Source organism: Paenibacillus sp. Marseille-Q4541 (assembly GCF_018310695.1).
GTDB lineage: Bacteria > Bacillota > Bacilli > Paenibacillales > Paenibacillaceae > Paenibacillus.
On record NZ_JAGXCY010000050.1, the window covers coordinates 1 to 23801 of the forward strand.

Annotated in this window: 13 protein-coding genes and 1 riboswitch; of the genes, 3 read left to right on the top strand and 10 right to left on the bottom strand. The window is 42.0% G+C overall.

What is annotated here, in order from left to right:
- Positions 1-369: 369 nt before the first annotated feature.
- From gerQ to KFT32_RS27755, 9 genes are all read right to left on the bottom strand, one after another.
- Positions 370-885, bottom strand: a complete 516-nt coding sequence (gerQ, locus tag KFT32_RS25325; protein ID WP_481856368.1) for a spore coat protein GerQ — start codon at positions 883-885, stop codon at positions 370-372.
- Between the two features lie 35 nt (positions 886-920).
- Positions 921-1343 (bottom strand): cell wall hydrolase, encoded by a 423-nt coding sequence (locus KFT32_RS25330; protein ID WP_211750143.1) that lies wholly within the window; start codon positions 1341-1343, stop codon positions 921-923.
- Positions 1344-1498: 155 nt separating this feature from the next.
- The gene (locus KFT32_RS25335; protein ID WP_211750144.1) at positions 1499-1699 is read right to left on the bottom strand and encodes a hypothetical protein; all 201 of its coding nucleotides are present in this window, start codon (positions 1697-1699) and stop codon (positions 1499-1501) included.
- 237 nt (positions 1700-1936) lie between these two features.
- Positions 1937-3718 carry a hypothetical protein gene (locus tag KFT32_RS25340; RefSeq protein ID WP_211750145.1) on the bottom strand — a complete coding sequence of 594 codons (1782 nt, stop codon included), beginning with the start codon at positions 3716-3718 and terminating at the stop codon, positions 1937-1939.
- A 145-nt stretch (positions 3719-3863) separates the two neighbouring features.
- Positions 3864-4613 (bottom strand): SDR family NAD(P)-dependent oxidoreductase, encoded by a 750-nt coding sequence (locus KFT32_RS25345; RefSeq protein WP_211750146.1) that lies wholly within the window; start codon positions 4611-4613, stop codon positions 3864-3866.
- Positions 4614-4794: 181 nt separating this feature from the next.
- Entirely contained in the window at positions 4795-5193 is a 399-nt protein-coding gene (locus KFT32_RS25350) for a DUF2500 domain-containing protein (RefSeq protein ID WP_211750147.1), read from the bottom strand.
- Between the two features lie 112 nt (positions 5194-5305).
- Positions 5306-6562, bottom strand: coding sequence for a YCF48-related protein (locus KFT32_RS25355; RefSeq protein ID WP_211750148.1), 1257 nt, complete (start codon positions 6560-6562; stop codon positions 5306-5308).
- A gap of 167 nt (positions 6563-6729) precedes the next feature.
- On the bottom strand, positions 6730-8121 hold the full coding sequence (locus KFT32_RS25360; RefSeq protein ID WP_211750149.1) for an amino acid permease: 1392 nt from the start codon (positions 8119-8121) through the stop codon (positions 6730-6732).
- A gap of 121 nt (positions 8122-8242) precedes the next feature.
- On the bottom strand, positions 8243-8371 hold the full coding sequence (locus KFT32_RS27755; RefSeq protein ID WP_211750150.1) for a DUF3900 domain-containing protein: 129 nt from the start codon (positions 8369-8371) through the stop codon (positions 8243-8245).
- Between the two features lie 225 nt (positions 8372-8596).
- Positions 8597-8742: riboswitch (FMN riboswitch) on the top strand.
- Between the two features lie 135 nt (positions 8743-8877).
- On the opposite strand from KFT32_RS27755, the gene KFT32_RS25370 reads away from it, so the two are divergent.
- From KFT32_RS25370 to KFT32_RS25380, 3 genes are all read left to right on the top strand, one after another.
- Positions 8878-9834 carry a DMT family transporter gene (locus KFT32_RS25370; RefSeq protein WP_211750151.1) on the top strand — a complete coding sequence of 319 codons (957 nt, stop codon included), beginning with the start codon at positions 8878-8880 and terminating at the stop codon, positions 9832-9834.
- Positions 9835-9935: 101 nt separating this feature from the next.
- A complete protein-coding gene (locus KFT32_RS25375; RefSeq protein WP_211750152.1) occupies positions 9936-11423 on the top strand; it encodes an amidase in 1488 nt (495 codons plus the stop codon).
- Positions 11424-11489: 66 nt separating this feature from the next.
- Positions 11490-12188 (top strand): 4'-phosphopantetheinyl transferase family protein, encoded by a 699-nt coding sequence (locus KFT32_RS25380; RefSeq protein ID WP_211750153.1) that lies wholly within the window; start codon positions 11490-11492, stop codon positions 12186-12188.
- A gap of 51 nt (positions 12189-12239) precedes the next feature.
- On the opposite strand, the gene KFT32_RS25385 is transcribed toward KFT32_RS25380, so the two are convergent.
- Positions 12240-23792 carry a non-ribosomal peptide synthetase gene (locus tag KFT32_RS25385; RefSeq protein WP_211750154.1) on the bottom strand — a complete coding sequence of 3851 codons (11553 nt, stop codon included), beginning with the start codon at positions 23790-23792 and terminating at the stop codon, positions 12240-12242.
- Positions 23793-23801 lie beyond the last annotated feature (9 nt).

A 23801-nucleotide genomic window follows, 5' to 3' on the forward strand; every position in this document is an offset into this window, starting at 1 on the left:
GACAGCAAATGCAGACTTTTTTCCATGAGCACAAATAAGCTACTAATCAGCACAAACCCCGCCATGATCAAAAATAATCCTATAGCCGGTAAAGGATCAGCCAAATGATTTTCCTATCCACCGTATTGTTCCGATGAATAGGTTCACCTCCTTCTATTCCTTTCTGTTTGTATCTCCTAACAAAAAAGCCCGTACCGCGAATACTGTAAACTTATAACTTGCTAATATATATGACGGCCAAAATGAAATAAGTGCAATAAATAACCGCTAAGCACACAAATTCAAGCTTTTTTTGTGTGCTCAGCGGCTGGAACATTGGAATTATGTGTTTTTTTCTGGATAGTGAACGAATTGTAGCTATCCTAAACTTTACCGGCGCGGAGTAGCCGGTGAATATGGATATTCATAATTTAAAGGTTCATCAAAAGTAGCATAGTCAAAGTTCACCATCAGGATGATAATACGCTGACCTGTATTTGGATCACTAATAATAATGTGATCCCGTCCTGCTGCTTCCAGTACTCCTTTAAATATTTTTGCATTCCATTCACTGTTTCCTTCATAGGTCGCATAGAAAGTTCCAACCTTGCCGAGATTCAGCCTAAGAATGTTCTCAATAAAAGACTGTTCAGTAAAAGGAATGTTCTGCTGAATAACAGAACCACCTGGGGTCATCACACTTCCACTACTTACTTCCGGAGGAACCACGGTCGTATTCGGCATTCCTGGCATTCCTGGCATTCCTGGCATTCCTGACATTCCTGACATTCCTTGCATCCCAGGCATCATTGGCATAGAGGGCATCCCCATATTTCTTGGATCATAGCCAGGCCCCCCATTTCCAATTTTATACGTGACCGGTTGATAAGGCTGATTAAACATAATCTAAAACCTCCTTGGCTTTAAGTTCGTGTATCATCCTAATACACAGCAGGACAATCTTCATATGACGGACTAAAGAAACAATGTGCACGGTACCTTCCTGTATTCGCTTGATTGTACCAGGTAGGCGGGCAATCCCCTGCTGGTCTGAAGAACCAGAGTGCATTACTTCCTGGCCATACCTTCTCTCCGTTAATGACTCGGTTGGCGAGCCTTATATCCGATTCTCTAGCTGCTTGGTAGAAATATCCTTTCTGTGTGGCTTCAAATCCTCCTGGGTTCTGAAATACCATATCGCTCACAGATCGGATATTACGAAAATCCAGACATCCTCCAAGAATTCGATTGACTCCTACATTACCTACAAGGAGCATCCCTGTATCTCCGTCTTCTTCTGCTTCCGCACGCATAAGCCTCGCCAGTAATTTCACATCTTCGGAATTCGCTTTAATTACTGCCAAATGATGTCTCCCTCCTTCCTGTGTTAACTGTTCTCATGACTATACTTTATATCCTATTGTGCATTCGCCCAGATCGTGACAATTTCTTTCAAAAATTTTATAAATAAAAAACGAATCATGGGTTTACTAACCCATGATTCGTTTTGTTCACTGCACTATTTTTTGTTACGATGATTCCGGAAATATCGAGTCACATAAAAACCAATCACCAGAATAACCAGCAGGACAACTACACTAGTTATTGCGAGAATTGGATCATACGTTTCCTCACCTGTGGAAAGAGGGCCAAAAGTAGTACGTGGTTGTTCCTCTTCCTGTGCAAGATATGGAAAATGAGATAATGAAGTCAGATTCATATATTTCCTCCGAGAATAAATATTCATTTTTATTAGTGTAGCAAATTTATCTATGGAATTATATGACTTCATTTCAAATCTTCCAAACAGAAAAAGGAATCTAGGTAAGTGAAAAGAATACCTATTATAAGTGGCCTTAAATAAATCCTTACAAAGACGGACTAAGGTTCCCCTTAGCTCGTCATTATTCCTCTTCCTATGTTTACTAATTTCCTTTTATAGGTACGAATCAATCGTTTAAGGCTTAGCATTAACCCAGTAATCATATGAATGGATTATATACCCCTGATACGCTTCATATTCAGCAAGCAGATCTGGCAATTTAGCCAATTCTGATTCCATATATGCCTCGCCTTCTTCGTAAAAAGTAATATGATTTCCTTCATGACTTTGCTTCATTTCAACAGAAACGAGCAATGGCTTACCCAGGCGATCAGCTATTTTCATTTCTTGAGATACTACAGATGCGATACCGTTTGAACCTTCCGCTGTATCTCGAAATGCCATAAGCGAAATATGATCAAGTGTACGAATCATCCATTCCGATACACTCATCTCGGCTCCTGGTAATTCATAAGTATCGAGCCAGACAGCTAAATCAGCACTGGTTTCAAGATCGGAGTCTTTTTTCGTTTCACGTGCAAAATACTCCATATTCGAAGCCCATTCCACCAGAACACGTTCCCGATTGTTATTCCATTCTGGGTTCGTATACGGCTCTATATCGAGATGGATTCCATGAAATTTTTCTTCTTCTGCCGCACGTAGATTATATTGTTTCACATAATTAATGAGCCTGGCAATACGCGGCCTATTTTCTTCAAGACCCCAACTCGGGTGTCCGCCCATGGCATGAACTTCAATTCCCATCGCTTGCGCTTCACTTACAAAATTACGATATAAGGCGTACGGCTGATCCAGATCAAGTCTTACATAGAGAAAATTAACCTGCTTCTCTCTTAAAAATTCTAGCACCTGATCACTGTCATTAATAATCTGTTCTGCTTGCCATATATAAGTACCTCGAATAGAGTCTTGGTCCGGTGGCACAGGTTCTGGTTCTGGTTCTGGTTCTGGTTCTGGTTCTGGTTCTGGTTCTGGTTCTGGTTCTGGTGTTGGATCAGGACCTCCTGGATCACTGCTCATCTGACTCCAATATACATAATCATGGATAGCAACCCCGCCAAATCTGGAAAATCCCTGAAGAGACGAAGTCACTTCCTGAAGTACTTCTTCCATTTTGTTAGATGTTTGACCTGCAAATGAAGTATACTCTTCTCCCGGCATCGGTTTCGCATTGACTCCAACGATAATTTCCGCTGGATAATTACTGGACCACTCCATCTCTTCTTGGATAACACTAAGAATACTTCCTTCTCCACTCGCTTTGTCACGGTAAGCCATTAAAGTGACACGATCAAACTTACCAAGAAACCACTGAATTAGCGGTTCATTAGAGGCATCAGGATGGTAATAATGATCGTACCAGAAAGGAAGATCAATCGCTGTCTCCAAACTAGATTCTGGTTCAACTACACTCAAGAAATTTTCAAGATTTGCAAGATAGGATTGGATGACCGCATCACTATCTTTCTCCCAGTCAGCTAGTACATAAGGTTCAATGTCCAGATGGATACCACTAAATTGTTCGTTCTCATCTGATTCCCTGTTGTAGTTAACAACCCAGTTAGCAAATCGCAGTAAAGGAGCTTCACCACGTTCTCCTGCCCACTCGGGATGGCCTCCAAGTGCGTCGACTTTAATTCCAAGTTCATACGCATTTCTGGTAAACTGCTGATATACTTCTACGGATTGTTCCATATCAATCCGTAAGTAAATATGATTAATCTGATGATTTTCTGCGTAATCTAAAACTTCTTGGCCGCCATCCTGAATGGATTCAGCCTGCCAAAGCCAAGTTGCCCGTGTATTTTCATTTGAGGAATCGAAAGCTGTCATCCACATCACACTAGCAAACAGTACAAGCCACAAGATGATGCGGGAAAGTTTCCCGTACATATCCTCCCTCCACTTCTTTTCTCTATTTTTAAACCAACGCTATTATAGCAGTGGAAACGATCAAAAAAAATGAGCCCACGTACTCAAGTTGGGCTCATCGTTAATTATAGCTATGTTTATTTATACATGACAGGCTGGTCCTAGTTTAGGGCTCATATATCATTTTACGAGTCATGCCACCATCTATTACTAGATTCTCTGCAGTAACAAAATCATTCTCCGGATCAGTCAAATATAGGCAAGCTCTCGCGATATCAGACGGTTTTCCGACTCTTCCGCTTGGATGCTGAGAATGATCCTCAGGACGCAGTTGATCATATTCACCCGTTTCGATCCATCCGGGACTAATACTATTGACCCGAATGTGGTCCGAAGACAAAGACAACGCCATCGCATGGCTCAGCGCAACAATAGCTCCTTTCGATGCAGCATAGGCCTCTGAATTAGGCTCTGACATCCAAGCACGGGTAGAAGCCATATTCACTACAGACCCGCCATTTTTGTTCTTTTTCATATATTTTGCTGCTGCTCTTGTACCCAGAAAACAACTGCGTACATTCGTATTCATCACGTCGTCCCATTCCTCGGTCAATAGTTCATAAGGTGATTTCCAAATCCCGTATCCTGCGTTGTTAATTAGAATATCGATCCGACCATATTCATTTACAGTAGCTTCCATTAATGCAGAAATCGCATCTTCTGACCTAACATCACAGCTCATAAACATGGCTTCATAACCTTCCTGACGAAGAGCTGCCGCTGCTGCTGCTCCTTTCTCCTCATCACGGTCAGCAAGTACAACTTTTGCTCCCTGCAGTGTGTACGCCTCTGCTACCTCTTTTCCAATGCCACTACTTGCACCGGTTACTATAACAACGTGATCGTTAAACCTCATGTTTGATCTTCCCTTCTATTCAAATCCAGTTAAAATTTCCTCTATGTAATCATTACCCATGTTCAAGAAAGTAACCACATTCAATAATAAAAAAGAATCAAAAAAGCCGTCCTCATTGGGACGGCACACATTGTAATCTTAAGAGATTGTAAGCAGTACTGAACATATTAGTATCTATGTCTTAAGATCCGTGAAGCCGCTCTGGATATACTTTCGCATGACGATCAAAACCAATGTAACGCGTTCCCTGAAACGTGAGCCTTCCCTGATCACCTTCAGAGCATAGGCCGTAATCTTTACCTCCGACTTTAAACTCCAACCGATCGCCGCTTTCAACTTCAAACGTGACATAATACATAGTTCTTGTACTGTTACCCTCGCTCTGGTTCGTTTGTTGCTGTACCTGAATTCGCCTTCCCGTAATCCGAGAATGCACCGTGAGGACTGGCTGCTTTTTGTTTTTCCCCCACTGTAGCGCTTCTTTTCCTATGGAAAATGCAATGATACCGAGAATCACGACAAAAACTACAGGGAATACCGTTCCGAAAAAATCAAACATCCAGAAAGATTCAAATCCCATGCCGTCTCCTCCCGTCCGTGTTAGGTTTTGGCAAACCGTCATTCTATCCAATTATATGCCATCACCAAAACGAACTTGTCATATCAAAGAAGATTAGTTCAGAAATTCTTCATTACAATACTCCCCAGTTAACTCCACCATCCGTTGTTTGTATCAGAATGGATTTCTTCTTACTCGCATTTTCAAGTAAGATCCATCCCACTTTTGTCGTTACAAACTGCATCTTTACAACTTCAGGGTATTCATTCAGCAGTTCAACAAGGGTCTTGCTCTCCGCAAGCGTAGACCATGTCTTCCCTTGATCTATTGTATGATATACTGTTTTTCCGATCAGCATCCAACCTGTAGTGTCAGACACGAACGTCGGGTAAAGCCGCTTGTTCACACCACTTTCTGCAGGCAGATCAAATTCAACATGGCTCCACGAATCGCCGCTGTCCTTCGTAAACAATCCACTATACTTTACACTATTTCCTTCAGAACACCCCAAAGGAACATACAGTTTATTGTGGCTCAGACTTAAGGACTCCATTTCACCTATTGTAAATGAAGAACAGTCCGCATGAAGCGATGAGGTTCGATTAAAAAATGTCTTGTCCAGTGACCAGGTCTGACCATAGTCTTTAGTAGCAAACATTTTAGGTGTTCCCATTTCTAATACAGGAACGAGCCCCCTATTTTCGTCTGTAAACATCATGCCCATAGCGTATCCCTGCAAGGAAATTGCATCATCTGTAGCTTGCACTGGATTATTTGTAGACACTTCTTCCCAATTGATGCCACCATCCGTCGTCGCAAAAATTGTTTTTTGCTCTTTTAGTGTCCCGGAATTCTGACTAGTCATTAGATATCCATGAGAGCTTGACACAAAATAAAGAGCAGTTACTTCTTCCGATTCTTCAAGTGAAGCAATTTTCCAGCTCTCGCCACCGTCATCGGTACGAAGTACAACATTATTGGTTCCATCCGATCCCGAGCGAACGATCCATCCGTGCTCCCCATCTAGAAAGAAAATATCTTTCCCATAAACGGGGTTAGATGAGAACTTCACATTGGCCGACGGAGAAATATTTACCCACGTTTTTCCACTATCTCGTGTATAATACAGTCTTAATTCGTTACGGGTTACGCCCCAAGCTAGTCCGCCATACCCATGAATCAATTGAAAATCCGTGAGTCTCGTTTGAATTTGATATTTACTAGTTTCAGATACTTCATAATATTCAGGTTCTACTAATGTTAGGGTTTGCCCTGTCTCTACAGGCTCTTCCTTTATGATCGGCTGCACTTGTTCTGGCTCTGAAGAATTGCAGGCAGCAAGCAGCAATATAAGCATACATGCCAAAGACCATTTGATTGTTCGTCGCATGTTATCACCTTTTCTACACTTAAGCGTTTCCTCTAAGTTAGTCATTATAGCATACTTTTTTTCGAATGAGAGTCAAAACTGTTACTACTCTGTGATAAACAAAAAACTTCCGGCAACCTGCCGAAAGTTTTTTGTTATTGGTTTCTATAGTATCAAGAAAAATCCAGTCAGTTGGACTTCTTGTTGTTACCAAGTTCACTATGTGAGTATCCGTATAGTAGATAAATAAGCAAACCGATAATCATCCATATGATGAACCCTACCCATGTCATAAAACTTAATTGTAACATGAGAAAGATACAACATCCCGCGCTGAGCAGTGGAATAAACGGTACCCACGGAACCGAGAATCCACGCTTGAGATCTGGTCTTGCTTTACGCAGACCTATTACGCCAAGCGATACAACAGCAAAAGCAAATAGTGTACCAATGCTCGTTAAACTTGCCAACTTATCCAGGGGAATAAATCCACAAAACAAAGCGATGATAACTCCTACCATCCAAGTGCTTCGAATCGGAGTTTGTCTCTTCTCATCCACTTTCGACAAAAATTTGGGAAGCAACCCATCACGAGAGATTGCAAATAGTAGTCTAGTTTGGCTGAATAAAAGCACAAGTAGAACGGTGGTAATTCCAGCAATGGCCCCAAGTGAAATAAGTCCTGCCACAAAATCTTGTCCTACAAATCGGAGAGCAAAAGCAACGGGATCAGCTACACCAAGCTGTCCATAGGGAACCATACCTGTGAGGACAACCACAACTAATACGTAAAGAGTTGTACAAACAACAAGTGAAGCAATAATTCCAATAGGTAAATCTCGCTGCGGGTTTTTCACCTCTTCGGCAGCCGATGCTACGGCATCAAATCCTATATAAGCGAAAAATACAAGCGCGGCACCGCTCATGACCCCTGAGAAACCGAAAGGCATAAATGGAGTCCAGTTATCTGGTTTCACATAAAAGGCACCTACGACAACAAAAATAAGGATGACAGCTATTTTTACAAACACCATAATAGCATTAAATCTGGCTGTCTCTTTCGCACCTTGCGTTAATAACAAACAAATAAGCAAAATAATAATAATCGCTGGTAAATCCACAATTTGTCCTGTGGACGAATTAAAAGCTCCGGACAATTGAACAGGCAAATGAATATTAAAACCGGTTAAAAGTCCTTGCACATATGCTGACCATCCACTAGCAACAGAAGCAGCAGCTAAGCCATATTCTAAGACAAGCGTCCAGCCCATTAACCAGCCAAAAACTTCACCAAAGGCCGCATAGCTGTACGCATAGGCACTTCCGGATATAGTCACAGTTGAAGAGAGTTCGGAATAACATAGTGCTGCAAGAATACATGCCATTGCAGCAACGACAAATGAAATAACGAGTGCAGGTCCTGCAGTATTAGCAGCTGCAGCTCCAGTAATGACAAAAACACCCGTTCCGATGACGGCGCCTATTCCTAGGGCAGCCAGATCAAAAGGGCCTAGCGTTTTCTTTAAATTGTTTCCTGATTTGCGATTTGGATCAAAATGCTTCTTGCGTAGTAAATCCATAAAGTCACTCCTAGATGAAAGTTGCAACGCTTTAGTGCGCTTAAATAACAATGCTGTTTATTATCCAAATCTGACGTGGTTATGTCAATGATTTTTTATAGTTTTTATCAAATGCTCACATTCACCTTACATAATGTCCCATTTCAACTGTTATCAACCAATATTCCTCCGAAAAAAGGAACCGTTTCAGGTCCCCAAAATACGTTGTATGAGAAGATTGGTGGATTTTCAGCTCCCATTTCTTGATCATCCCATCTCCGGAATATAAGTGGCTGCTTTTAAGTCTTTAAGCTTTAGCATTCTTTTCCTTCAACTTATATAGCAAAAAAGACAAATCATCAATATCTGATGTTAGACTCCCTAATTAACCTAGAAAAAATTAATCCTTGCTGTGATAGCGCTTCCTGTATTATGATAAACTCATTCGAGTTACAACAACTCATTTACTTACAAAAATATATTAACAAATTGAATAATGGATCTTCGGGGTAGGGTGAAATTCCCAACCGGCGGTGACGCTCTTGTTAGCGAAGCCCGCGACTCAATTTTCTATTTAGAAAATTGACTGACTTGGTGTATATTCCAAGGCCGACGGTATAGTCCGGATGAGAGAAGATCAAATATCGCAGCGTGCAGCGTTTTTATTTTGCATGTTTGTTTGATCAACCCCTGTACTTTTTGGCATGAGAATGCTGAATTTACAGGGGTTTTTTAACTGAAGATACCATTTTCAAATTTCGATGGAGGAGTTTGATTATGGAAAACACTACCCTTGCACCAAAAAAAAATACGAGTGCTTCTGGTTTTTGGCTAGTAGCCCTCGGAGCAGCACTATGGGGAATAAGTCCTCTATTTCGTATCAATTTGTTAGAACACATGACATCCATGCAAGTGGTTCTTGTAGAACATTTACTTGTGTGTCTTGTGGCAGGCCCCATCCTATGGATGAATCGCCATGAACTTAAGAACCTAAAGCTAAAACATTATCTCGCCATGATATTCATCTCTTGGGGCGGTTCTGCACTTGCTTCTGTCATTTTCACGATGGCTTTGACGAGTGGTGACCTGAATGCAGTTATCTTGCTGCAAAAGATGCAGCCGATCTTTGCCATACTTTTAGCAAAACTGATCTTAAAAGAAACTCTGCCACAAAAGTTTGGTGCTTTGTTCACCATCGCGATTATTGGTACGTATCTCCTTACCTTTGGATTTCACTTACCGTTTGGCGGGGGGACGGAATGGCTCAAAATCGGAAGCCTTCTTTCACTTCTAGCAGCTGTTCTATGGGGAGGTTCCACAGTTATGGGACGTCTGCTTCTTGGACAACTGCAGTATAAAACGGTTACTTCCATCCGTTACGTTCTCGCGATTCCTCTGCTCGTAGCAATGACATGGATCGAAGGTGGTGTAACCAACCTGCCGCAGGCGGGTCCCGCACTCACCAGTATTATTGTTAATTTGCTTGCGCAAGCTCTGTTGCCTGGACTACTCAGTCTGCTTCTGTATTACAAAGGGTTGTCTTCTACTAAAGCATCTATGGCTACGCTCGCAGAGCTAAGTTTTCCAATGACAGGTATCATTGTAAACTGGCTTGCTTTTGGCCAAATCATTACACTGGCTCAGCTGGTTGGATTCATCTTCATATGGTCCGTTCTGTTTATTCTAACGCGCCAACAACAAGGGAATCAGAATCAACTTTCTACTACAAATTAAACAAGTTTCATGCCATGTCTACGGACATGGCTTTTTTGGTGTACTGGAAAAAAACGAACGTCTTGCGTATGATAGAAACATAATCAGAAAGGATGATTAACATGGAATTCCCATATACATCTTATGATGCGGTTGGACTGGCTCAGCTTGTTAGAGACCGTGAAATTTCGCCTGCCGAGCTAGTCCAAACGGCCATACACCAAGTGGACAAACATAACCCGAAAGTAAATGCAGTTGTACATACAAGATTTGAAAAAGCGCTTGAAGAAGCGAAGCAGGTCAGCATTATGGAACAGCCTTTTGCAGGCATTCCTATTCTGCTAAAAGATATCTCTCAAGCCATTGGCGGAGAACCGCTAACTTCAGGATCTAGACTTTTTAAAAAACATACGCCTTTATACGATTCTCATTTCGTTGCGAAGTTAAGAAAAGCGGGTTTTATTCCGATTGGACATACCAATACACCCGAATTCGGTCTTAAAAATATTACCGAACCTAAACTCCATGGACCTGCTCGAAACCCGTGGAATGTAGAGCATTCACCGGGTGGATCTAGTGGTGGCTCCGCTGCTGCCGTAGCATCTGGTATGGTTCCGATCGCAGGCGCTAGTGATGGAGGCGGTTCGATACGAATCCCCGCTTCCTTCAGTGGACTTTTTGGTCTTAAGCCGACTCGTGGCCGTACACCTGTAGGTCCAGGGGTAGGTCGACAGTGGCAAGGGGCCTCCATTGATTTTGCTTTATCAAAAACGGTTAGAGATAGTGCTGCACTACTGGATGTACTGCAAGTCCTTCAGAATGAAGCTGCATTTCAAGTACCGCTCTATCCGGGACGCTTTCTGGAAGATATGTATCGCCCACTTGAACGTAAATATCGAATTGCATATACGACGGCTTCACCTGTGGGCACACCGGTTAGTGAAGATGCCAAAGAAGCAGTACACAAGCTGGTTCGTTTTCTCGAATCCGAAGGGCATGAAATAGAGGAAAAATTAAGCCCCGTAAACGGAGTTCGGCTTATGGAGAATTATTACATGATGAATAGTGGTGAAATGGCGGCTATGGTGCTCGGGATGGAACGAGGGCTTGGCAGATCGATTACTGCTGATGATATAGAGATCGAAGGCTGGGTGCTTCTTGAAGCTGGACGCAAATTATCTGCTGCTGAATTTGTGCACAGTCTGGCAGAATGGGATGTAGCTGCGGCACAGATGAGTACGATTTATGATCGATACGACTTTTACATTACACCAACGAACGCCCATCCTGCACCGCACGTGGGTGAGCTTACGCCTGGTCCAGAACAGATTCAGCATTTGCTCTCTGTGAGCGATTTATCCAAGACTAAACAGCAAGAGCTCATATACGAAATGTTTCTTCCTAGCCTAACGTATACTCCTTTTACACAGTTAGCTAACCTTACAGGTAATCCAGCGATGAGTATGCCCATTCATCTTAGTAAATCAGGACTTCCTGTCGGTGTACAAGTGATGGCAGCAAAAGGCCATGAAAATGAATTATTTACGCTAGCTTCCTTACTCGAAAATTCTTCACTTTGGGTAAACCTAAGCGATAATCCTATGTTGTAAATCAAATCATTCCAGAAGGTAAACACCTTAACTTTTAGAATGTATTTTAGAAAGGGAAATGTTGAAATGGATATCTGGTCTGTACATCTCCGTCCTATTTTAGATTGCAATGAGGATTGGATGCGCGTCATACCGTTAATGAGTCCTGAGCTACAAACAAAGATTTATAAGTTTCGTAAGCCTGATGATCGCCTTCGTACACTTTGCGGTGAACTCCTTCTGCAATTGTATGCTTCTGAGCGCTGGGGGATAGACCGTACTGATCTTGTGAAAAAATATAATCCATATGGCAAACCGGAGCTGGCTAAATATCCGGCATATCACTACAATATTTCTCATTCTGGTGACTGGGTTGTTTCTGCCTTCGATAACAATCTAGTTGGTGTTGATATTGAGAAGATTGCCCCCATCGAGATGTCTATTGCGGAGCGCTTCTTTTCACCTTCTGAAGTAAACTTGCTTTGGAACCAAAAAGAAGAACAAAGACAATCATTCTTTTACGATTTATGGACACTCAAGGAAAGTTATATTAAGGCAGAAGGTGCTGGACTCTCGATTCCCCTCAATTCTTTTTCGTTTGAATTTCAAGAGCACAATAAAGTGGATTTCTATCGTTCTGGTGAGGCTGATTCTAGCTGGTATTTTCATCAATATACGATTGATCCCGGTTATGCTTTATCTGTCTGTGGGCGTGAACCAGTCTTTCCCAAACAAGTCAAAGCCATGAGTTGGGACACACTTATTCAGGTTATACAACAAGTGTAATCCAGCTAAAAAAAGGATAGAGGAATAATTCCTCTACCCTTTTTCTATTGATTATAGCATTCCAACGGAGATAGGTGCTTGTTGAAGCTCTGTTTCAAGTATTTGGAACTCTTGTTTTAGTACTTTCTCCAAATTCGCTTGTAACCTTTCATAAGTCGGGTAATAAATGACCAGGTAATCTGTATAACTATTGACGAAAATCTCCGGAGTGTCCCTGAATTCATCACTACTAACAATTTTTTGCACATCTTCATAAGAAATATCAAATGCTCCCTGATAATTTATGGAGAGTATTTCAGGAATAACCGTTGTCAATTCCCCGTGAAGCCTGTTAAGCAACTCTACGTAATTGAGGTGACTCTTCCTTTTTTGGAGCTGAATTGCTTCGACATGTTCTTGCGCATCAAACCCGATACTCTGTTTCGTATCTACCAGCACAGGCATCATATCTAGAAATTCCCCTAACACATCCATATAATCGGCTTCCATATAATTACGATCAGCTTGTAAAATAAACATTGGAATGGAAGTGACATTTGCAGAGACTAATCCGTTCTCCCTCGCAATAACACGAAGGATATGCATCAATACATTCCATGGTCTTTCCTTATACAACCTATTCACATTTGGACCCATCTTTACTAATGAAACGGTGGACTTCAGCAAACGATTATGCGAATTATAATTTAAAAATTCCTTAACACCCGAGAGATAACCTTGGAGATCAACAGAATCGTTAATATTGCCATCCAATTTGTCTTTATCACTCCGTGTTATCTCATTAATATACTGCATGTACGTGGACTCTTTCTCCTTAAATGGAAGCAATCGCTCAGGAGTATGCAATATAAGTTCAATCTGTTCTTTAAATAGTTGAGTACTTGTCTTATCCCAAACACAGTGATGAGCAATAATATGAATTTCATGTTGTTGTTCCGTAATTCTCATAATCACCACTCTGATTAAGTTGTTTATTGTCTCTGGATCTTCCCCTTCTAATTTGATGGCACTAAGCTGATTGTTCGTCATTCTTCGGAATTCTGCTCCTGCATATCTCATATCGACATATGGAACATAATAATCAGCACAAAACTCATGTTCACATATGATAGAACTCCCCCCATCTTTCTGATGAGAACTTCTGAGGACAGCCTGCCTGTCTACGATTTTCCGGACCGCATCTACAACCTCATCTTTCTCATAGTTCCCTTCCACTCGTAATATTTCATGTACAATGGTGCCCGTTGTCTCGATAAAGCTCCTCTGGAGTGTAGACGGAACATACTTATTTTGGATCCGAGTGCTAATATTTCGTGTAAATTGGTTAACATCAATGAGATTCAAAGGTACGAACTCTGGATCTTGACACATGTTCATAAACAATTCTTCATCCATTTTCGCTTGTGTCTTCATGTAACGATTCATAGGAAGTATAAAATGTGGATGAAGTTCTTTACTCACTCCTTGTTTGAGTAATTTTCCAATCCTTATTTTTTGCTCCGCACTGAGGTTTTCTACGAATAAAACAGAATATGCTTTTTCTTCTACTTGAACGCTGCGAAGCATACTTTTCTCCTGAACAAGATTCCATATCCATTCGATAAGGTCCTTGTCTTTCTCTACATGGCTGTATTGATCGACCTCTACATTCCTACCTGCTGAATTTTGGTCAAGACAATGAATTATGACTTCTACCAACTGGTTTTTAAACTGCCCAGCAAGTTCTTCCATTTGCACATCGGAACAACGACTCCGGTCGTAACTGAGCATCATTTGGAAAACCTGACCCTGTATCGCTCCATTAAAAGAAATAGCCGTACCAAATTGATTCTCTTCTGGCACATCTGCTCCTCTCGGGGCTTCACTTAACCTCCAATGCTCCGTGCCTTCTTCTTGTCCAAATTCACCTAAATAGTTAAAAGTAATCTCTGGAGTAATTCCTTCCAGCACTTCACTTCCCAGCATCTTCAAAACTCCATAACCAATACCGTGATTTGGAATTTGTCTTAGACTGTCTTTCGTGCTGCAGATATCCTTATACAAGCTTGTTCCAATGCCTTCCACTGTTGCCGGATACACGCTGGTGAACCAGCCTACAGTCCGGTCAATCGCTAAAGCCTCTCCGATCGATTCCCGGCCATGGCCTTCCATATTTACTGCAAGTGTATTTTCTCCGCTTACCTTTTGTATCGCTCGAAACAAGGATGTTAGCAGTAAGTCATTGATTTCTGTATTATAAGCTTGGCTAGCTCTGTAGAGAAGGTCACTCGTTTGCTGAGGTGTTAAACTAATCTCGATATGTCTCGTATCGGAACCATTCCCATTACCTGTGAATAAGAAACCGCAGGCTTTGACTTTTTGTTCCACTTCAGTCCAATAAATCAATTCACTTGCAAGAGCTTCACTCTCCCGGTATCGAAGTAGCGACTCGCTCCAGCTTTGAAAAGACAACGTTTTGGGAGGCAGTATGATCTCCTTTTCCGCTTGCGCTAAACAATAAGAACGATAAAGATCCTCAATAATAATTCTCCATGAAATTCCATCTACAACAAGGTGATGAATGCTTAGCATTAAATAATCTCTTTCTACACTACGGAATACTCCCGCTTTGAGCAAAGGTCCACTGGTGAGCTCCATACTGGACTGAAGATCATTCGCTTTAATTTCCATCACTTGGTACAGTTTATCCATATTTTGAATACCTTGATAATCCCATATCTGAAGATCATAATGTTCTTCATCCCCAATAGGACGAATCGTCTGGATTCCGTTCTTATAAATAACCCTCAGCATATCATGATGATGAACCAGCGCTTGTAATGCTAATCTAAGGCTCTTCTCATCCAACCGCTCCACACTTTCGAGCATAAATGATTGGTTGAAATGATGGGGGTTAGTCAATTCGAACGCAAAAAACTCCTTTTGAATCGGTGTTAAATTCACAAGACCATTTACTTCTCCCTGCTCGTTCGTACTTTGCACGCCAGACTGAATATCAATTCGAATATTCCGCACGGTTCTACCCTGCATAATGGTTCGAACATTAAGATCATACCCACGTTCACGAAGCTTGGAGACCATTCGGATAGCCTTAATCGAATCTCCGCCCAGCTCATAGAAGCTGTCATCGATACCGACCTTCTCCGCACCGAGAATCTCTTGGAACACTTCAACAATGGACGTCTCTACGGCATCTCTTGGTTGCGCATATAGGTGACTTGCTGTTATCTCCGGTTTCGGCAGTGATCTTTTATCGAGCTTTCCGTTTCGAGTAAGTGGTATACACTCCATCTGAACAAAATGTGCTGGAATCATGTAATTAGGAAGGTTTGTGCTTAATCGTTCCCGAATCACTGCCATATCCAGTTGTTTCTCTCCGACAACGTAACCACATAGATACCGGTCCTGATCTTCACGGACAATAACAGCAGCATCTTCTATTTCATGCATATCTCTGAGCTTGCTTTCGATTTCACCAAGTTCAATTCGGAAGCCCCTAAGCTTCACCTGATCATCCATTCGGCCTAAATATTCAATATTCCCGTCTTCCAGCCAGCGGACCAAATCCCCTGTACGGTACATTCGCTCGCCAGGTCGGTAAGGATTATCGATAAATTTCTCTTGCGTCAGTTTTGGACGATTGAGATATCCTCTCGCCACCCCGGCTCCTCCGATATATAACTCGCCTGGTACTCCAATTCCACATAACTTCCCTTCAGTTATTACATAAGCTTGGGTATTTGAAATTGGTTTTCCAATTGGCGTCTTCGTCCGAACTGCATTCCCATTAATTTGGTAGTAGGTAGCAAACGTCGTACTTTCCGTAGGTCCGTAAACATTGGAGAAACGTATTCCTGGATTTCTACTTGTAAGAATATCCACGTGTTCCTCTGATGTTGCCTCCCCTCCAAACAGAAGCTGCTGTAAAGAGTCAAATACATGTGGATTAAGCCGGATCATTTGATTGTATAATGCTGTTGTAATAAACATCATATTCACTTGATTATCCGCAATGGAATGCTCAAGCAATTTTGCATCCGACAATACCTCTTCTTCAACAAAACAGAAGCTACCTCCATTTAAGAGAGCTCCCCATATCTCAAATGTAGAAGCATCAAAGGCAAGGGAACCTGTCTGTAAAATTCTTGCTCTTGTAAAATCAGCATAATTAGTATTTCTCACAAGGCGATTAATGCTTCTATGCTCAATCATGACTCCCTTTGGTTGCCCAGTTGTACCCGAAGTATAGATGATATACGCAAGATCGTCCGGGATGTTCACCCTTTGAAGATTGGAATCCTGACCGCTATAATGCTCTTCATCAAGAATATTGATATGTTTGATAGATGACTGTCCCGCGAAATCAGTAGGAACACTATTTTCTCTCGTTAAAATCACCTGACTCTGACTATCCGATAATAGGAACTTAATTCGATTATACGGATATTTAGGATCAATCGGCAGGTAAGCTCCGCCTGCTTTTAAAATGGCGAGAAGACCAATAATAGTTTCAATTTTTCGTTCAGCCATAATACCAACAAATTGGTTGCGACAGACTCCTGCCGCACGTAGCTGTCTTGCTAATTGATTTGACTTGGCGTTTAAATCCGCATACGTGATATGTTCTTTTCCCAATGAAACAGCTACATGCATAGGTGTTCTCTCAACTTGATCCTCAAACAATTCCACTACAGAATATTGATAAGGATAGTCCGTATCAGTTGAGTTGAAGGTATACAGAAGTTGCTCTCGTTCTGGGAGACTAACCATCTCCACATTGGATAACAATTGCTCTGGAACCGAGATCGCATTTTGCAATAGATTCTTAAAGTGTTCACACATCCGCTCGATTGTTTCAAGTTTAAATAAATCAGTACAATATTCCCAGTTTAAGAGATAACCATCCTCAAACTCCGTCATACTTACCGTTAGATCAAATTTAGCAATATCATTTTCGAATGGAACATGCTCCAGCCGTATTCCTTCCATTCTCAGCTCAGTCGTCTCATTATTTTGTAATGCAAACATCACGTCAAAGAGTGGGTTGCGTGACAAGTCTCGTTCCCCTGCTACTCTATCAACCAGCTGTTCAAATGGATATTCCTGATTTTCATAGGCGTTCAAACATCTTTCTTTTAATTGACGGACCAAGTCATCAAACGTTTGAGTTGAAGACAAATTCCCTTTAATAGCAAGGGTATTTACAAACATCCCGAGCATGTTTTCCGTATCAGGATGTACCCTTCCTGAAATCGGGCTGCCTACAACAATTTCTTCCTGCCTAGAGTATCTGCTTAGCAATAACATAAAAGTAGACAGGAGAATCATGTATTCTGTAGCCCCCGTTTTTTTACTAAGCCGTTTTACACCCAGTTTCGTCTCTCGATCAAGCGAAGCAGTTATACTACACCCACGATAACTTTGTTGTTGTGGTCTTGGATAGTCTGTCTGGAGGTCGAGTACAGGGAGTTCACCGCTGAACTCATGAACCCAATATTCCTCCTGCTCCTGTAAGTTTTTGGAGTTTTGCCAGGCACTATAGTCTTTGTAATGAATTCTTCGTTCAGGTAAGTCTTGCCCATTATATAAGCTAGAAAGTTCATCCATCCATATCCCAGAGGAACGTCCATCAAAGATGATATGGTGAAAGTCTGACATCAGAACATACTCATCTTCATTTATACGTACGACCTTCATCCGCATGAGTGGTGCCTGACTTAGATTGAAGGGGCGTACAAAGTCCTGAAATAACTTATCTATTTCTTCTGAATTTCCTTCGCTATATTCTAAATCTGCTTTCACCTGATCGGCAATCTTCTGTACAGGTTCTCCCTTTTCCATCGTAAAACTTGTTCTGAGCGCCTCATGACGATGAATTAACTGATCCATTACATACTGGAACCTTTTTAGGTCAAGTTTACCGTATATACGTATCATTTCAGGCATATTGTAGGTTATATTATCCCCTTGTATTTGATCAATGACATACAACCGTTTCTGTGCCGAACTCATATCATAGCTGAATTGCTTTGGCTGTTCAGGGATTGGAGCATACTGTTCCACCTGAGCGGATTCTTTGACTTTAAGAGCCAGATTCTCAACCGTTTGTTCGGAAATTACATCCCGCAGCGGTATTCTGACACCGAGTTTTTGTTCCATTATATTGACCAGACGAGTTGCCCGTAAGGAATGCCCTCCAAGTTCGAAGAAATTATCCTTTATTCCAACACATTCCACACCAAGTACCTCTTGAAAAGCTTCAGCTATTTTCTGTTCTATTTCATCCCTTGGCGCGGTATAGTTACCAGAAACCTCGGCAATCGGTAGTGGTAAAGCACTTATATCCAGCTTACCGTTTCTTGTCGTTGGCAACCGATCTATTTGCATAAAGTGTGTAGGTATCATATATGGGGGCAAACTTTCGGCCAAAGCACTCCTCATAAAAGATACTTCTATAAGTCTTGCTGCCGCGAAATAAGCACATAAATGCTTGTCGCCATTCATTTCTTTCACAACAACCGTTGCTTCCTGAACATCTTCCATTCCCCGAATTTTCTCAGAAATTTCACCTAATTCAATACGATAACCTCTCACCTTAACCTGCTGGTCAATCCTGCCTAAATACTCAATGTTACCATCTGATGTCCAGCAAGCCATGTCACCTGTTCGATATAACATTTCTCCTGGCCGATAAGGACTCGGAATAAATTTTGCAGAAGTGAGTTCAGGCTGATTTAAATAACCTCTCGCTACGCCTGGTCCACCAACTAACAATTCTCCTGGCATGCCTATACCACAAAAGTGTTCACCATTCATTAGATATACCTGTGTATTACGAATTGGCTGGCCTATTGGGATAGAGTTCTGTACCATATCCTTAATTTCATAAGTTACAGCAAAAGTGGTCGACTCCGTTGGTCCATACCCATTTATTAGACGCGTATTTTTGTTATTGGCTTTCATCCATTTGACATGTTGTACTGACAGTTGTTCTCCACCAATCAGAAGCTGCTGCACTTCATTAAATACTTGCTTGTCAAGCGCAATCATGTGATTAAACAAAGATACTGTCAGCCACAGCGTGTTTATCTGGTAATCAGAGATCGCCTTTTTTAGTAGGGTAGAATTAGTCAATACCTCTTCTTCAACAAGGATAAGCCTTCCACCATTCAACAAAGCTCCCCAGATTTCAAAAGTAGAAGCATCAAAGGCAAGCGAGCCGGTCTGCAGTATCCGCACTTCTGATAGGTCAGCATAGTTTGTATTTATGATGAGACGATTGATACTTCTATGTTCAATCATTACCCCTTTTGGTTCACCGGTTGTTCCCGACGTATACATTAAATAAGCAAGATCATCAGGTTTATTAATCTGTTCTATATTGGAGATAGGACCAACAAACACCTCTTCATTCGCAATACAGATGGTTTCTATATTCGCAGGGATGTCAGATGCTGCTTCAGTACCAACTAACAAAATTTTTGTTCCGCTATCTTTCAGAATGTATTGTATGCGATTTACCGGATACTTCGGATCTAGAGGTAAATAAGCACCTCCAGCCTTCAGTACGGCCAACAGACCGATAATTGTTTCTACTCTTCGTTCGGCCATAATGCCCACAAATTGATTCGGCAGGGTTCCCAGATCTCTCAATCGTCCTGCTAGCTGATTGGCTTTGCTATTCAGTTCAGCATAAGTCAACTGTTGTCCGTTCGATACCACAGCCAGATGATTTGGAATTTTAAGTACCTGTTCTTCAAATAATTCAATTACTGTTTTCTCTTTCGAATACGGAGCACTCGTGTCATTAAAATGATCTAATATAAGTTCCATCTCGGCTTGTCCAACGACCTCAATGTCCCCAATTTCCCCTTCGGGGTATTTGATCATATGCAGCAAAATAGTAGTTAATCGATTTAGTATCCTTTGAACCTCGGTTTCTCCATAAGTACGCGTATCATACATTAAACCCAGTGCCAACATATCAGACTTGTAGGCAACTAGCGTTAGCGGATAATTGGTTTGTTCTCGCGCTTGTTCAAGGGACAGATGAATCTTAGTCTGTTCCTCATTTTTTTGCTCATAATAGTTTTCAAAAGCCAGCATGGTCTGGATTAATTCACTACCGAGTTCATTCTGATTTTGAATGTCACTTAATGAGCAGTACTCGTACTGAGTGCTTTGTAAAGCTTGATTTTGGAGTTCATTCAATAATTCTTTAAGCGATGTTCTGTCATTGCACTTCACACGAACAGGCACCGTGTTAATAAAAAGTCCTAACATTTCTTCAATACCTTCAAGTTCTACACTTCTTCCGGATACAACTTTGCCAAATACGGCATCACTCGTTCGGTTATATCGTTGCAGCAAAATCCCCCAAGCTGCTTCAATCATGGTGTTAACAGTAACACCAAATTGGATGCTGATCTCTTCCAATCTTTGGCTCTGTTCCGGTGTAAGAAACGTTTCTACCCTTCCTACTTCTTCCTGACTACCCTCAGGCCGCCCTTCAGCACGAACACCCGTTTGTTCACCGTACCCTTCAAGAAGTTCACCCCAATACTGAAGCCCAGATTCTTTGTCTTGCTGCTCGATTAGACGGACGTATTGTTCATAACGGGAAGACTGCGTAATGGCTTCCGGTCTTGAGCCGCCCTCCAAAGCATAGTAAAAATGAAGCAAATCGTTCATTAGAATAGACATGCACCACCCATCCATGATGATGTGATGGAATGTCATGATCATTCGATATTCATCTTCCTGGAGTTTTATTAAGGACACTCGAATTAGGCTGTCTTTCTCCAAATTAAAACCACGGTTCACATCGTTGTTTCGAACCATCTCGAAGTTCAGCGTTGGACTTTTTTCCGAAGTAAGGTCACTATAATCAAATTCCAATGCTCTTCCTCTTAAAAGGGCTTGTCTTGGTTCCTTAACACCTGTATGGATAATACTAGAACGCAAAATCTCATGCTTCTCGGCGAGCAGATCAAGACTCTCTCTTAGTACTTCTTGCTTCAATAGACTTTTCGTATGATATACCGTCTGTACAACATAACTAGAAGATTTCTCGTCAGCCAGCTTATGATATAACATACCTTCTTGCAGAGGGGTCAGTGGGTATATTCTTTCGATAGCAAACCCTTCCTCGTTCAATCGTTGCTCCACTTGAATAAAATCCGCATCGTCCCACAACAGTTCACCAAAATCGGATGCAGTCCGTTCCGTTTCTTTCTTATGGATACAGTGCGCGATGATTTCAATCAATTGTTGTTTAAACTGTCCGGCAAGTTCCTCCATCTGTTTAGGTTTACAGCGTTTTTGGTCATAGCTTAAAGTGAACTGAAAGGTTTGTCCCGTGATGGCCCCATTAAAAGACATCGCTGTTCCAAAATTATTCTCGGGTGGGAGATCGTTTCCTCGAGGTGCTTCACTCAATTTCCATGCATCCGTACTATTTTCCTGACCAAATTCCCCGAGATAGTTAAATGTAATCTCCGGCATTACACCTTCGAGATTTTGATTGGTAGTGGTATTAAGTACTCCATATCCCATCCCTCGATTTGGAACACGGCGCAAACTTTCTTTCGTATTACGGATATCGTCCCGTATGCTCTTGCCTATTTCGCTGACCGCAACAGGATAAACACTCGTGAACCAACCTACGGTCCGGTCAATAGCTAAATTTTCTCCAATTGATTCTCGTCCGTGACCTTCCAGACATACGGCTACAGTATGTTGACCGCTCAACTGATGCACTGCTCGGTATAAGGCCGTTAACAACAGATCATTCATTTCAGTATGATAAGCTTTACCTGCTTTATAGAGCATGTCACTTGTCTCTTCAGGAGTTAAACTCAGGTCAATATGAGCAAGGCCCTCGCCGCTTTCTTTTCCAGTAAGGACAGATTGGCATGCTTTAACTTTTTGCTCTATTTCCTGCCAATACGGAATTTCACGTTTTAAATCATAACTGTCCCTATAACGAATCAGCGCCTCACTCCAGCTTTGAAAAGAGATGGTTTTAGAAGGAAGCAAGATATTTTTACCAGTCTGTGCGGCTACATAACTTCGATAAAGATCCTCAATAATAATTCTCCAGGATATCCCGTCTACCACGAGATGATGGATCACTAGAAGTATATAGTCCTGATCATGTCCACGGAACAATCCAGCCTTCAATAAAGGCCCTCTAAGAAGATCCATACTAGTCTGAAGTTCGTTTGCCCTTACCTCTATCTCGCGGTAAAGAGTATTCTTCAACTGAATGTCGGTACAATCCCAAATCCGTAATTCATAAAGCTGACCATCACTAACAGGACGGATCGTCTGAATACCTTCATTAAATGATGCTCGCAACATATCATGATGTATAGTAACCGCCTGCAAAGCGGACCTAAGACTTTCCTCTTCAATTTTCTCTGTACTCTCTAGCATAAACGATTGATTAAAGTGATGGGGTTTTGCTAACTCAAATGAAAAGAAATTCCTTTGAATTGGTGTTAATGTAACTTCTCCCTTTACCTCTCCTTGTTCGCTAGGTATATCTTCCGTCTTCCGAATTTCTGCTCGTATAGCACGAATTGATCTTTCCTGCATAATCGTTCTCACAGTCAGGTCATAATTACGTTCTCTAAGCTTTGATACAATTCGAATGGCCTTGATTGAATCTCCACCCAATTCATAGAAACTGTCATCAATACTAATACGTTCTGTTCCAAGGATCTCCTGAAATACCTCAGCAATACATTCCTCTATCTCATCCCTTGGCGCGGTGTATGGCCTGCTTTTGTCCATCTCCGGTTTAGGCAACGCCTTTTTATCCAGCTTTCCGCTTCTCGTTTGCGGCAGTTGCTCCAGCTGCATGAGGTGGGACGGGATCATATAGGATGGTAGGTTCGCACCTAGCTTCTCTTTCACTTGGTCCAAGTCCACCTTCTCTGCACTTACCACGTAGCCACACAACACCGGATCCCCTTGGTCGGTTCGGACAATCACCACGGCATCTTGTACGCCTCTTATCTCTCGGAGCCGGGCTTCAATCTCACCCAGTTCAATCCGGTATCCACGTATCTTCACTTGTTCTCCGATTCGGCCCAAATATTCCACACGGCCGTCTCCCATCCAGCGTCCTAAATCTCCTGTTCGGTACATTCGCTCTCCTGGCCGAACCGGATTCTCCACAAATTTCTCCGCAGTCAGGTCTGGACGATTCAGGTATCCTCTGGCCACCCCCGCACCTGCGATGCAGATTTCTCCGGGTACCCCGACACCACAAGCTTCATTTCCGTTCATCATATAAATCTGCGTATTCCATAGCGGTTTACCGATCGGGACGGCCAAAAGGTCGCCTTCTTCGAACTGCATTGAGGTGACGCATACGGTTCCTTCTGTCGGACCATACAAATTGTTCAGTCGCTCCATTCCATGCCCAGTCAGTTCCACATATTTCTCTAGTAGATCTGCCGTGACTGCCTCCGCACCCAAATAGATGTGCCGCAGGGATCGAAGCTGTTCTCCTCTTCCATGCGCCTGTGCATATTCCAGCAGCATCCGGAAGGAAGACGGAACGATTAACGCATCCGTTACCTGCTTCTCTGCCATTAATGTCAG